Genomic DNA, 12,411 nt, shown 5'->3' with positions numbered 1-12,411 from the left:
TTTGTCAGAAAGATTGGTGAATTTACTTTTCTTCGCTTGTGCGAACAGGGGGCAACGCTTATGAAAGCGCACCTTTTTGGCTCCAAATCAAAGTCACGCAATGAATATTGATAAAATCTCCGTAGGTCCGAACGCGCCGTGGGACGTCCACGCGGTCATCGAAATCCCGCAGGGCGGTATGCCGGTGAAGTACGAGATGGACAAGGATTCCGGCGCCCTGTTCGTCGATCGCTTCCTCTATACCTCGATGTATTATCCGGGCAATTACGGTTTCATCCCGCACACCCTGGCCGATGACGGTGATCCGTGTGACGTTATGGTCGTCGGCCCGACGCCGGTTTACCCTGGCGTGGTCATTCGCGTGCGCCCGATCGGCGCCCTGATCATGGAAGATGAAGCGGGCCGCGACGAGAAGATCCTGGCCGTGCCGGTCGACAAGCTGCACCCCTACTATACCAATGTGCAGAGCTATCGCCAGATGCCGTCCATCCTGATCGACCAGATCACGCACTTCTTCGCGCACTACAAGGATCTGGAAAAGAACAAGATGACCAATGTCATCGGCTGGGTCGAGCCGGAAGCGGCGGCGCAACTTATCCGCGATGGTCAGGAACGCCTGGCCCAGAAGATTGGCTAAGCCTTTAATGCTGTCTGCCTGATTGCAAAAGACCGCCATATCCGCAAAATATGGCGGTCTTTTTTATTGTCGGGGAAGCCTGGGCTATTTGCAATATTTTGCAGTAAGCGTCGGCGTTCACCGATTATGGCCTGTGGGAGACGGTTCTGGCGGAATTTGCGCAGGCGGGCGCGGATTATGGCCAGGGATTCGGCTTTCAGGCGATTTTCAGGCGTATAATTGCCGCATTTTCGCCGTTTTGTCACGAGATGTCATGATTGTGGCGGGAAAACTTCTCATAGTGTAGAATTTTTCCATGAATGTTACCGCTATCTTGAAATAAATTCGTTATTACACGCGGCTAATTGGAATTTCTCTCGCAGGTAATGCAATTATTCGATGTATTACAAAAGGATGACATTGCCGCGGCGGAAAGCGGTAACCGGCTGCAAGGCTGGTTTTAGTCACAATCTTTCGCTATATCGGGGGCAATTAAGCGTATGCGTTGTGTACGGCCTGGATGTGTCGTGTGTGTTTCAGCATCCTCTGTTCCGGCCAAGTTTGAGTTTGTGTTCACCTATGTCCAAAAAGAAAATGATGTCAAATTCCTCCCCGGATGTGGCCTCGCGTCTTTATGCCCTCGCTGTCGCCCGCGACACGGCGAACCTGGTTGACGTGGATGCCGCCCTTGCCCTGGCGCGCGCCTCAACCCGCACCCTGATGGCGCTTTCGCCGCAGGCGGCTATGCTGATGCGCCGTTTCGCCCAGGAAGAGATTGATCGCCTGTCCATGGAATGCACCGAGGAAGCTCAGGGCTCGATTGCTCTGATCCAGGATGCACTCGGCATGATGTAAGCTGAGCGCGGCCTGTCTGGGAGGCCGCGTTTTCCGGTCAGTTAATCCGTCTGGTCGTCGATTTCGGCATTAGGGCCATTTTTCAGGACCGACTCAATCGCGTTCTTGGCGGACACCTTGGAGCTGTAGCCTTCGGTCCACCAGATGCTTTCCCCATTATAGGTGAAATAGGCAACGAATTCGCCGGCCTTGTTCTTGCGGATTTCGAACTTGTGAGCCATGACGCAACTCCCTTTTATTGCGGAATATGGACGGCTATTTCGCGCCAAAGGGGAAGTCTTGTCAAGGTATTATCGCGCCTGCTTGAGGCCCAGATACCACATCAGCCCTAAGAAGGCGCCCTTGATGAAGGGCAGGGCCAGGAGGGTCAGCAGGCCGATAGAGCCGACCAGCACCGGCACCAGAACCTGCACCGGATAGGCGTAGAAAAAACCGAACATGAAGGCCGGCGCAATCACCAGGTGGCCGATCAGGATCATGGTGATATAGGCCGGGCCGTCATCGGTTGGGTAGAGGCTGAGCGGGGTTTGGCAAACGGGGCAGGCGTCGACCACCTTCAGGTAGCCGCGAAAGGCGGACGCCTTGCCGCAGCAAGGGCATTTTCGCTGCAAGCCGCGCAGCAGGGCCTTGCCGATACCAACGCCATCTCTCATAATATAACCTCGTCTGTTTCAGGATCTTATAATGGGGTATGGTGGCCCCAATTGCCATGCGCTATGCTGACGCAGCGACTATAGGTCATTCGCCGGTTTGAAAAAACACTTGCGCATCATATAAAGATATCTTTATATGATTATATGGCTGATGATTACGCATCCAAAATCCGATTTAATACGCTCCTTGAGGCCCTGAAGGCGGCGGGTGAGCCGACGCGCCTGCGCCTGCTGCGCCTGCTGGCGCGCGAAGAGCTGTCAGTTATGGAACTGGTGTCTATCCTCGACCAGAGCCAGCCGCGCATCTCGCGCCATCTCAAGCTGATGAGCGAAGCCGGGCTGATCGAACGTTTTCCGGACGGCGCCTGGGTGTTTTACCGCCTGTCGTCAGCACCGTCCATCCGCCCGCTGGTCGATGTCATTCTGGCGTCGCTGGACGATGCCTATGGCGAAGACCTGCAACAGCTCGAAGGGGTCCGCAGTCACCGGCGCAAATCGGCGGAAGGGTATTTCGAGACCATCGCGCCGAAATGGGATGAAATCCGCAGCCACTATATAGCCGAGGCGGATGTCGAGGCCGAGATCCTGCGCCTGGCCGCCCGCCAGCCCTATGCGCACCTGGTTGATCTCGGCACCGGCTCCGGGCGTATGCTGACGCTTCTGGGCGGCAGCGCGAAGACGGCCATTGGCCTGGACCTGTCGCAGCACATGCTCAATGTGGCGCGGGCGCGCTCGCATGATGCCGGGCTGAAAACCATCGATTTCCGCCATGGCGATATCTACGAAACACGATTGCCGGCGGCCTCGGCCGATTTCGTGGTGGTCCATCAGGTGTTGCACTTTCTGGCCGATCCGGGGCGTGCCATCGCCGAAGCCGCGCGGTTGTTGAAACCTGGCGGCCGTCTGCTGATTGCCGACTTCGCGCACCACGATCTCGAAATCATGCGCGAACAGTACCAGCATCGGCGGCTGGGTATGCTGGATGAGGACATGGACCACTGGTTCGAAACCGCCGGTCTTAGGCTGAATGTTACCCGTTCGCTGCCGCCGAAAGAGGCCGGCCTGACCGTCAAGATCTGGCTCGCCATCAAGAGCTGACCCCTGAATTTGCCTGAACAGGCACGCATTGAGAATTTCCCGATATGAGCCCCTCGCTGAATCCCAATCTGAAATCCGATCTCGCTCCCATTGCGCGTTCGCTCGCCGCCGGCGGGCAGAATTTGAAAGTGTCGTTTGAATTCTTCCCGCCGAAGACGGAAGAGATGGAAACGACCTTGTGGGAGTCGATCCGCCGTCTGGCGCCGTTAAACCCTGAGTTTGTCTCGGTGACCTATGGTGCTGGCGGCTCTACCCGCGAACGCACCCACCGCACGGTCAAGCGCATCCTCGACGAGACGCACCTGAAGCCCGCCGCGCACCTGACCTGCGTCGATGCCTCGCGTGAAGAGGTCGATGAGGTGATCCGCGCCTACTGGGCGGCGGGCGTGCGCCATATCGTGGCCTTGCGCGGCGATCCGCCCTCAGGGTTTGGTGATTACAAGCCGCGCAATGACGGCTACCAGAATGCCACCGAACTGACCGCCGCCATCAAGCGGATCGGCGATTTCGAGGTCAGTGTGGGGGTCTATCCGGAGAAGCACCCGCAATCGCCATCGCTGGCCTTCGATCTCGATGTCCTGCGCCAGAAGGTCGATGCCGGCGCGACGCGTGGCATCAGCCAGTTCTTCTTCGAGCCGGCCACCTTCCTGCGCTTCCGCGATGCCGTGGCCGATGCCGGAATCCGCATCGACCTGACGCCGGGCATCATGCCGGTGACCAATTTCAAGGGCCTGCGCCGCATGGCTGCCGCCTGCGAAGCCGCCATCCCCGACTGGCTGGGTGAGCTGTTCGAGGGGCTGGATGAAGATGCTGATACGCGCAAACTGCTGGCCTCGGCCGTGGCGGTGGAGCTGTGTCTGGGGCTGGAACGCGAAGGCGTCGAAAACTTCCACTTTTATACGCTGAACCGCGCCGACCTGGTTTTTGCCATCGGCCGGATACTGGGATTGAAGGAAGCTAAGATATGACCCGTAAAGAACGTATTGCCGCGCTGAAAGCTGCCGCGAAGGAACGCATCCTGATCCTTGATGGCTCGTGGGGCGTGATGATCCAGCGCCGCGGCCTGGACGAGGCCGATTTCCTCGGGGAGCGCTTCAAGGGCCATAAAGGCCAGATGAAGGGCAATAATGATATCCTGTGCCTGACCCGGCCGGATATCATTGCCGACCTGCATAACCAGTATTATGCAGCCGGCGCCGATATTTCCGAGACCAATACCTTTTCGGCCACCACCATCGCGCAGGACGACTATCATCTCGACCTGCAATCGGTCATCGATATCAACCGCGAAGGGGCGAAGATCGCTCGCGCGAAAGCCGATGAGTGGACCGCGAGGGAACCGCACAAGCCGCGTTTTGTGGCCGGCTCAATCGGACCGCTCAACAAGATGCTGTCCATGTCATCCGACGTGAACGATCCCGGCGCACGGTTGGTGACGTTCGATCAGGTCTATCAGGCCTATCGGGAGCAGGTTGCCGCACTTTATGAAGGCGGGGTCGATCTCTACCTGATCGAGACGATCACCGACACGCTGAACTGCAAGGCGGCGATCAAGGCGATTCTCGACCTTGAGGAAGAGGGCCAGGAAACCTTGCCGATCTGGATTTCCGGCACCATCACCGATCGTTCCGGCCGCACGCTTTCGGGCCAGACCGCCGAAGCCTTCTGGAATTCGGTCAAGCACGCCAAGCCGTTCGCCATCGGCTTTAACTGCGCCTTGGGCGCAGATCTGATGCGTCCGCATATCGCTGAACTGTCGCGCGTGGCCGATTGTCTGGTGGCCGCCTATCCCAATGCCGGCCTGCCCAATGCCATGGGCCAGTATGATGAGCAACCGCACGAAACCGCCCATGAATTGCACGAATGGGCCAAGGACGGCATTGTCAATATTTTGGGAGGCTGTTGCGGCACCACGCCGGATCACATAAAGCATGTGGCTGATGAAGTCCGCGGCATCACGCCGCGCCAGATACCCAAACGCCCCAAGGCCCTGAGGCTGGCGGGCCTTGAGCCTTTCGAGCTGACATGAAAACGACTATCCTTTTCGGCGGCACCAGCCGCGAGCGCCTTGTTTCAGTAGCGTCAGCGCAAGCCTTGACGCAAGCTTTGCCGGCGGCCGACCTGTGGTTCTGGGACCTTGATGGTTCAGTGCATGTTACGTCGCAGGCGCGGCTTCTGGGGCATGAAAAGCCGTTTGAAGTGCCGTTCAAGGCCGATGGCGCGACGCTCGGCACCATGGCTGAGGCACTGGATGCGGCCGCCGCCGATGACCGCGTTCTGGTGCTGGGCCTGCATGGCGGCACCGCCGAAAACGGCCAGTTCCAGGTGCTGGCCGAGGCGCGCAACGTGCCCTTTACCGGCTCCGGTTCGGCGGCCTCGCATCTGGCCTTCGACAAGACGGCGGCCAAGCTGTTCGCCGGTCTGGCCGGCGTGTATTCGCCCTCGACCGTCACGATCGATGAAGCTGACGAGGCCCTGTCGCACTATGGCCGCCTGATCGCCAAGCCGGCTTCGGAGGGGTCTTCCTACGGCCTGATCTATGTTAATTCCTCACAGGATATCGCGGCGGTGCGACGCGAATCCGCCAGCATGGCCTATCTGATCGAGCCCTTCATCACTGGTCCGGAAGCGACCTGCGGCGTGCTGGAACAGGCTGACGGCTCGGTCATCGCCCTGCCGCCGGTCGAGATCGTGCCGGGTGACGGCGCCTTCGATTATGCCGGTAAGTATCTCAAATCGACAACGCAGGAAATCTGTCCGGCGCGTTTCGACTCTGAGATTAATGCCGAACTGCAACGCCTGGCGATCAAGGCGCACAGGGCGATGAGCTGCCGGGGATATTCGCGCTCGGACTTCATCATCTCGGACAAGGGGCCGGTCTATCTGGAGACCAACACCTTGCCGGGCCTGACCAAGGCCTCGCTCTATCCGAAGTCGCTCCAAGCGCAGGGCATCGCGTTTATCGACTTTTTGCAGGGCCAGATCGATCTGGCGGTCAAGAAAGTGAGCAAATAATGGGTGCTTGGGGCATTGGACCTTTTGACGACGATACCGGTATGGAGCTTGTCGAAGATGCGCCCGACTGGGCGACCATCCGCGAAAAGCTCACTGTCGTTGCCACTACAAGCGACTATATTGAATTTACGGAAGCTGTTCATGGTTGGACAGCAGCCGCGCTTGTTGCAAAGGCGCTTGGGGCTTCATTTGATGATGCCGATGATGAGATTGGAAACGTTGTCACGGACATGGGGGTGATGCCCCAGGATTTGTCCGCTTTGGCAATTCGTTCATTGAAACGTCTGAAAGCGGGAGATTCTCATCTCTACGAGTTATGGCAGGATAGTGATGAGTTTGAAACTTGGCTAAAGGGGCTGACGGAACTAGCTGTATTTATTGAGACACGGAGTCATTAGACTAATGGGGTCATGGGCCAGCGGACCGTTCGATAATGATGACGCCGCCGACTTCCTGATGGAGTTGGAGGCAGCGCCGTCATGGGACATGGTGCGGCTGGCCTTTGACGATGTCATGGCCAATGAGGACTATGTCGAACTGGCGGATGGCGCGCGCGGTTGCGCGGCGGCGGCCATACTGACCGTGGCGCTCGGCAAAAGTGATGTGTCGGCGCAGGATATCCATATGACGCTTGAGACCATGGGGCCGCCGCCCGAAGATCTGGCCGCCGTGGCCAAAATCGCTTTGAAGCGCCTGAGTACGGGCGATTCGGAAATCCGCGAACTCTATCTCGATAGTGGTTCCTACAATACATGGCTCGGCACAATCGCCGCCATCGATGAGGCTTTGACTTGACCCCTACCTTTATCAATATCGGCGAGCGCACCAACGTCACCGGTTCCGCCAAGTTCAAAAAGCTGATCGTCGAGGGCAACTATACCGCGGCGCTCGATGTGGCGCGTCAGCAGGTCGAGGCCGGCGCCCAGGTCATTGACGTCAATATGGACGAGGGGTTGCTGGACTCAGAAATGGCCATGCGCACCTTCCTGAACCTGATGGCGGCCGAGCCCGATATCGCCCGCGTGCCAGTGATGATCGACTCATCCAAGTGGGAGGTCATCGAGGCCGGTCTGAAATGTGTGCAAGGCAAGCCGATCGTCAATTCGATCTCGATGAAGGAAGGCGTCGATATATTCAAGGCCCACGCCCGCGCCTGTATGCGTTATGGCGCGGCGGTCGTGGTCATGGCCTTTGATGAGGCCGGGCAGGCCGATACCGCCGAGCGCAAGATCGAAATCTGTACGCGCGCCTATCATATTCTGGTCGATGAGGTCGGCTTCCCGCCGGAAGACATCATCTTCGATCCGAACATCTTTGCGGTCGCCACCGGCATCGACGAGCACAACAATTACGCGGTCGACTTCATCGAAGGCACCCGTGCCATCAAGCAGACCCTGCCTTATGCAAGGGTTTCGGGCGGCGTGTCGAACGTGTCGTTCTCGTTCCGTGGCAATGAGCCGGTGCGCCGGGCGATCCACTCGGTCTTCCTCTATCATGCCATCAAGGCAGGCATGGATATGGGCATCGTCAATGCCGGCGACCTGCCGGTCTATGACGATATTGACCCCGAACTGCGCCAGGCGGTCGAGGACGTCATTCTCAACCGACCGCAGCGCCACAATGTCAGCAATACCGAATACCTCGTCGACCTCGCGCCAAAATACAAGGGTGAAAAAGGTCAGGTGCAGGTGGCAAATCTGGCCTGGCGCGAGGGCACGGTGGCCGAACGCCTGAAGCACGCCCTGGTCCATGGCATCACCGAGTTCATCGACGCCGATACGGAAGAGGCGCGGTCACAGGCCGAACGTCCGCTGCATGTCATCGAAGGGCCACTGATGGCCGGCATGAACGTGGTCGGCGATTTGTTCGGCGCTGGCAAGATGTTCCTGCCGCAGGTGGTGAAATCGGCGCGCGTCATGAAGCAGTCCGTCGCCTATCTCATGCCCTATATGGAGGCCGAAAAGGAGGCGCACGTCGCCGGCGGCGGCACATATCAGGCAGCCGGCAAAGTGCTGATGGCGACGGTGAAGGGCGATGTCCACGATATCGGCAAGAACATCGTCGGTGTCGTGCTCCAGTGCAACAATTACGAGGTGATCGATCTCGGCGTCATGGTGCCGGCCGATCGCATCCTGGCGGAAGCGAAAGCGCACAAGGTCGATATGATCGGGCTTTCCGGCCTGATCACGCCGTCGCTCGACGAGATGGTCTTCGTGGCGCGCGAAATGCAGCGCCAGGGCTTTGATATTCCTCTGCTGATCGGTGGGGCCACCACCTCCAAGACGCACACAGCGGTCAAGATTGAGCCGGGCTATTCAAATAATCAGGTCGTCTATGTGCTCGACGCCTCGCGCGCGGTGGGCGTGGTGTCGAACCTGCTGGGTGATGAAAAAGAAACCTTCAAGGCTGAGGCTAAGGCAGACTACGAGAAGGTGCGCCTGGCCTATGGCAAGGGCAATTCGCAGCCGCGATCCTCACTGGAAGAGGCGCGGGCGAACAGGTTCAGGATCGACTTCGCCGCCGAACCGCCTGTGGCGCCATCCTTTCTTGGTCTGAAGACCTTCAGCCCTTACGATCTGCATGACCTGGCCGATCATATCGACTGGACGCCCTTCTTCGCCACCGGGAACTGGCCGGCAAGTTCCCGGCCATCCTGGAGGATGAGATTGTCGGCGAGGCGGCGACCAGCCTCTACAAGGACGCCCGCGAAATGCTGGCGCAGATCCTTGAAGAGAAGTGGTTCGAGGCGCGCGGCACGATCGGTTTCTGGCCGGCCAATGCCACCGAAGACGACGATATCGAGGTTTACGAAGACGAGACACGCTCGAAGGTCATTGCGCGCTTCCAGACTCTGCGCCAGCAGATGAAGAAGACCCGCGAGGGGCAGTCGAATACCGCGCTTTCGGACTTCATTGCCCCGAAAGGGACGCCAGACTGGATCGGTGGCTTTGCCGTCACCGCCGGTCATGGTGAAATGGAGATCGCCAGGGCGTTCAAGGCCAAGGGTGACGACTACAACGCCATTCTCTCCACCGCCCTGGCCGACCGCTTGGCCGAAGCTTTCGCCGAAGCGCTCCATGCCCGCGTTCGCCGCGAACTGTGGGGCTATGCCGCGGATGAAAAGTTGTCGATCGAAGAGCTGATCGCCGAGAAGTACAAAGGCATTCGTCCGGCGCCGGGCTATCCGGCCCAGCCGGATCACACCGAGAAATGGACCCTCTTCAACCTGCTCGATGCCCGCGCCCGCACCGGCATGGAATTGACGGAATCCCCGGCCATGACCCCGCCGGCCTCGGTTTCGGGCCTGTATTTCGCCCATCCCAAGGCGCATTATTTCGGCGTCGGCAAGATCGAGAAGGATCAGGTGGCGGACTATGCCCGCCGCAAGGGCTGGCAGGTTGAAGAGGCCGAGCGCTGGCTGTCGCCCATCCTGAACTATGTGCCTTGAGCCAGCTCTGATCAGGCGGGCTGAGGTATTTTTATGCCCGTTTCAACGGGTGTCATCAGGGGCTGGCGGTTGCGCAGTCTGAGAAGGGTTTTGCGCAGCCAGCTATGGGCGTGGGGATCGACGTAATGGAAAAGGGCGGTCGCCCTGATCTTGTCTGGATCACAGGGTTCATTGGTGTGAACCGAGCGGCAACCCCAGAAAAAATAGACGTTTCCGGGCGTCATGCGAATCTTTTCAGGCTTTATGCGGCCCGTTTGCACACCCTTGCGCAAAAGAAACTGTGTCAGAGCGTTATCGAGCAGAATCTTGTCAATGAGATTGCCAAGATAGGTTTTGCGTATCGGGCGCGTATTGGGAAACAGGATCAGGTCGCCGGGTTGCCCCTCTGTCGGGATCAGGATCGGCACAAGTACGGTCAGGACGTAGGAATCGTAATGGAAGAACCAGGCATTTTGCTGGCCTGTTTTGCCCGCCAGGCAGCGCAGGAGCTGATAAAAGGATACAGGTGGCGCGGATTTATGTGTGCCGATACGGTAAAGGTCGCGGCAAAGGGCCTGGAAATTGGCGGAGCGGGCCATTTCCTGCAGGAAGGTGCCGCGCAAGGCGTCGGGGCCGCCAAAAGCGATATATTCACCGCCGGTCTGGCTGACGCTGTCCTGGACGTGACGGCGAAGGCTCGCCAGGGCGTCAGGCGAAATGCAGTTTTCGGCGACGCCATAACCACGCGTATTCATGTCGCCGACAAGGGCGATCGCCGTCTCTGACGGCAATGAGGGGAACACTTCCAAGATGCACCTGAGTCTTCGGGGAGGAGACGTGTAGAATCAGCTTTCAGATGATAAGCGTCCCGCAGAGTCGCAGCAACGGAAAAGGGAGTCCGTAACACAAAGCCACCGAAGAATTTACGTCAGTTAATCTTCTTTTTAGGTGTATTGGTCCAGCCCAGGCGATAGCCGAGTCCCTCCGACCAGCTACGCTTTTCGACATGGTTCGGATCGGGCGGCTGTTGCGTCGCGTAGGTGGTTTCGGCGTCCGTCGTCGGGGTATCGGTTTTCGGCACGGCGGGCAGGGCGCGCGACGCCGTGGCGCGGCGCGCCAGGGTATTTGTGGCCAGCGGGCCATCGCCATCGACTGGCGCCGTGGATGCGGTCAGGACCGGTTTCGGCTTTTCGTTGTAATCATGCGGGCCGCCGGAATTGAGCGCCAGGGCAATGGCGTCGAGTTCGTCCTCGGTCGCCATTTCGGCAAACAGGTTGGGGTGACCGGACAGGCGCACGGCGGCGTGCTCGCAATCACCCGGTAGCTGCCAGTTGGCGTAGGCCATGGCGGCTTCCTTCGTGGGCGCGGAGCGAGTGGCGGCCCATTCATTGTATCCGAAGTCACGGACCTCTTCGGCTTTTTTGTGGGCCGCCTCGTCCTTGCCCTTACCGGAGAGGGTGAGCGCTGCCTCGTAGGCGCGCAGGTAGGACATGCCGATCATCTGGATCTGGTCATCAACCGGCATGACGGAATCGACCAGTTCGGCCACTTCCATATTGCCGGAGAGCACGCCATGGCACCAAGCCACGCGCAGGAAGTCATCCTTTGGCGCGTCATCGAGATTGGGCGCGTGCAGGCTGCCGTCAGCATTGCGGCCGGTCAGGGCGGGATCGGTCGCGGCGGGGATCGCCGGTTTGGCGGTTGTCTTTTTCGCCGCTGTCCGCGCGGCAGCCGGGCGCTTTTTGACGGCGGCATCGGCCGGCAGGGCAACGGATACGGCGAAGGCGCAAACGGACAGGGAAAGAACAGACGATTTCAGCAGGCGCAAATTCGGCTCCGGGCGGCGGTTAGGGTGGGTTTGAACCCTGAATATATTGCGGCAAAAGCGCACATGGCTTTGGCCAGACAGCTAATCTATACAGCAAGTAAGGCATAAAATCGCCATTAGGTATGTTTTTTTGCGAGTCTTACAGAAACTTAAGCACATCTTGCGCCGTATTTAAGCTAAGATCGCTCTCCATAATCAGTGGGTAATGATGTCGTTCTGGAAAAACCTGGCTCAGTTGGCGGTGCGTAAATTCGATGCCGCCGAATGCACCGAATGCCCCAAAGGGCCGCCGGGCGCCGATCCGGCGTTCGCCACGGCGGTGACGGCGCTGGGCGCCAAGCTCGCCATGGCCGATGGCCTGGCGCACGATGTCGAGCAGACCGCCTTTCTGCATGTCTTCCAGCCCGACGAAAAGGCGATGCGCGATGTCATGCGCCTCTACGATCTGGCGCGCCAGACCAGCCTGGGTTTTGAATCCTATGCCCGCCGGCTGGCCAAGCGCTACAGCAATTGCCCGCAGATCCTGGAGGACGTGCTGGAGGGGCTGTTTCATATTGCCGTTTCCGATGGTCACCTCAGCCATCAGGAAGAGACCTATCTGGAAACCGTGGCCGAGCTTTTCGGCATCAAGGCGCCGGCCTATCGCCGCATCCGCGCCGGTTACGTGCCGCTGGGCGAGGACGATCCCTATTATATATTGGGCCTGCAACCCGATGCCTCGGACGACGATATCCGCGTGGCCAGGCGCGCCCGACTCAATGATTTTCACCCCGATCGCATCCGCGCGCGCGGCCTGCCGATCGATTTCGAGACCCTCTATACGCAGAAGACCGCCCTTATCAATTCGGCCTATGACCAGATTGTGAAGGAGCGGGCGCTTCTGGCTTAAGTTCGCTTAACTGGCGATATTTGCGGGATT

General features: G+C 58.9%; 13 protein-coding genes and 1 pseudogene. 10 read left to right on the top strand and 4 right to left on the bottom strand.

The window, feature by feature from the left end; genetic code table 11:
• Positions 1-100: 100 nt before the first annotated feature.
• Positions 101-637, top strand: coding sequence for an inorganic diphosphatase (gene ppa / locus NVV72_02340; GenBank protein MCR6658223.1), 537 nt, complete (start codon positions 101-103; stop codon positions 635-637).
• A 576-nt stretch (positions 638-1,213) separates the two neighbouring features.
• Positions 1,214-1,471, top strand: coding sequence for a hypothetical protein (locus NVV72_02335; protein ID MCR6658222.1), 258 nt, complete (start codon positions 1,214-1,216; stop codon positions 1,469-1,471).
• Between the two features lie 41 nt (positions 1,472-1,512).
• Here the strand turns inward: NVV72_02335 and NVV72_02330 are convergent, their stop codons facing one another.
• Both NVV72_02330 and NVV72_02325 read right to left on the bottom strand, forming a co-directional pair.
• Entirely contained in the window at positions 1,513-1,692 is a 180-nt protein-coding gene (locus NVV72_02330; protein MCR6658221.1) for a DUF1508 domain-containing protein, read from the bottom strand.
• A gap of 69 nt (positions 1,693-1,761) precedes the next feature.
• Positions 1,762-2,124: a DUF983 domain-containing protein gene (locus tag NVV72_02325; protein MCR6658220.1), complete on the bottom strand. Its 363-nt coding sequence runs from the start codon at positions 2,122-2,124 to the stop codon at positions 1,762-1,764.
• A 144-nt stretch (positions 2,125-2,268) separates the two neighbouring features.
• Here NVV72_02325 and NVV72_02320 point away from each other — a divergent pair, with 144 nt between their 5' ends.
• From NVV72_02320 to metH, 7 genes and pseudogenes are all read left to right on the top strand, one after another.
• Positions 2,269-3,222: a metalloregulator ArsR/SmtB family transcription factor gene (locus NVV72_02320; protein ID MCR6658219.1), complete on the top strand. Its 954-nt coding sequence runs from the start codon at positions 2,269-2,271 to the stop codon at positions 3,220-3,222.
• A gap of 44 nt (positions 3,223-3,266) precedes the next feature.
• Entirely contained in the window at positions 3,267-4,190 is a 924-nt protein-coding gene (gene metF / locus NVV72_02315) for a methylenetetrahydrofolate reductase [NAD(P)H] (protein ID MCR6658218.1), read from the top strand.
• Complete coding sequence (locus NVV72_02310) at positions 4,187-5,251, top strand: homocysteine S-methyltransferase family protein (GenBank protein MCR6658217.1); 1,065 nt, start codon at positions 4,187-4,189, stop codon at positions 5,249-5,251. The genes metF and NVV72_02310 overlap by 4 nt, the downstream gene beginning before the upstream one ends.
• On the top strand, positions 5,248-6,237 hold the full coding sequence (locus tag NVV72_02305; GenBank protein MCR6658216.1) for an ATP-grasp domain-containing protein: 990 nt from the start codon (positions 5,248-5,250) through the stop codon (positions 6,235-6,237). The genes NVV72_02310 and NVV72_02305 overlap by 4 nt, the downstream gene beginning before the upstream one ends.
• The gene (locus NVV72_02300) at positions 6,237-6,635 is read left to right on the top strand and encodes a DUF4259 domain-containing protein (protein ID MCR6658215.1); all 399 of its coding nucleotides are present in this window, start codon (positions 6,237-6,239) and stop codon (positions 6,633-6,635) included. The genes NVV72_02305 and NVV72_02300 overlap by 1 nt, the downstream gene beginning before the upstream one ends.
• Positions 6,636-6,639: 4 nt before the next feature.
• Positions 6,640-7,032, top strand: coding sequence for a DUF4259 domain-containing protein (locus NVV72_02295; GenBank protein ID MCR6658214.1), 393 nt, complete (start codon positions 6,640-6,642; stop codon positions 7,030-7,032).
• A pseudogene (gene metH, locus NVV72_02290) lies at positions 7,029-9,685 on the top strand (methionine synthase). The gene NVV72_02295 and the pseudogene metH overlap by 4 nt, the downstream one beginning before the upstream one ends.
• 11 nt (positions 9,686-9,696) lie before the next feature.
• Here metH and NVV72_02285 read toward each other — a convergent pair.
• Both NVV72_02285 and NVV72_02280 read right to left on the bottom strand, forming a co-directional pair.
• Entirely contained in the window at positions 9,697-10,473 is a 777-nt protein-coding gene (locus tag NVV72_02285; GenBank protein ID MCR6658213.1) for a hypothetical protein, read from the bottom strand.
• Between the two features lie 119 nt (positions 10,474-10,592).
• Positions 10,593-11,492, bottom strand: coding sequence for a hypothetical protein (locus NVV72_02280; GenBank protein ID MCR6658212.1), 900 nt, complete (start codon positions 11,490-11,492; stop codon positions 10,593-10,595).
• 208 nt (positions 11,493-11,700) lie between these two features.
• Here NVV72_02280 and NVV72_02275 point away from each other — a divergent pair, with 208 nt between their 5' ends.
• The gene (locus NVV72_02275) at positions 11,701-12,381 is read left to right on the top strand and encodes a TerB family tellurite resistance protein (protein MCR6658211.1); all 681 of its coding nucleotides are present in this window, start codon (positions 11,701-11,703) and stop codon (positions 12,379-12,381) included.
• The last annotated feature ends 30 nt before the right edge of the window (positions 12,382-12,411 follow it).

The organism is Asticcacaulis sp. (genome assembly GCA_024707255.1).
Lineage (GTDB): Bacteria > Pseudomonadota > Alphaproteobacteria > Caulobacterales > Caulobacteraceae > Asticcacaulis.
Note: the sequence above shows the minus strand (reverse complement) of the source record. Positions and strands in the feature narration are given on the sequence as shown.

What these genes read in the sequence shown, in the direction of transcription:
- NVV72_02335 (MCR6658222.1), top strand. Translation starts at nt 1,214, where the DNA reads ATGTCAAATTCCTCCCCGGATGTGGCCTCGCGTCTTTATGCCCTCGCT.
- NVV72_02300 (MCR6658215.1), top strand. Translation starts at nt 6,237, where the DNA reads ATGGGTGCTTGGGGCATTGGACCTTTTGACGACGATACCGGTATGGAG.
- NVV72_02325 (MCR6658220.1), bottom strand. Translation starts at nt 2,124, where the DNA reads ATGAGAGATGGCGTTGGTATCGGCAAGGCCCTGCTGCGCGGCTTGCAG.
- NVV72_02310 (MCR6658217.1), top strand. Translation starts at nt 4,187, where the DNA reads ATGACCCGTAAAGAACGTATTGCCGCGCTGAAAGCTGCCGCGAAGGAA.
- metF (MCR6658218.1), top strand. Translation starts at nt 3,267, where the DNA reads ATGAGCCCCTCGCTGAATCCCAATCTGAAATCCGATCTCGCTCCCATT.
- ppa (MCR6658223.1), top strand. Translation starts at nt 101, where the DNA reads ATGAATATTGATAAAATCTCCGTAGGTCCGAACGCGCCGTGGGACGTC.
- NVV72_02320 (MCR6658219.1), top strand. Translation starts at nt 2,269, where the DNA reads ATGGCTGATGATTACGCATCCAAAATCCGATTTAATACGCTCCTTGAG.
- NVV72_02305 (MCR6658216.1), top strand. Translation starts at nt 5,248, where the DNA reads ATGAAAACGACTATCCTTTTCGGCGGCACCAGCCGCGAGCGCCTTGTT.
- NVV72_02295 (MCR6658214.1), top strand. Translation starts at nt 6,640, where the DNA reads ATGGGGTCATGGGCCAGCGGACCGTTCGATAATGATGACGCCGCCGAC.
- NVV72_02275 (MCR6658211.1), top strand. Translation starts at nt 11,701, where the DNA reads ATGTCGTTCTGGAAAAACCTGGCTCAGTTGGCGGTGCGTAAATTCGAT.
- NVV72_02330 (MCR6658221.1), bottom strand. Translation starts at nt 1,692, where the DNA reads ATGGCTCACAAGTTCGAAATCCGCAAGAACAAGGCCGGCGAATTCGTT.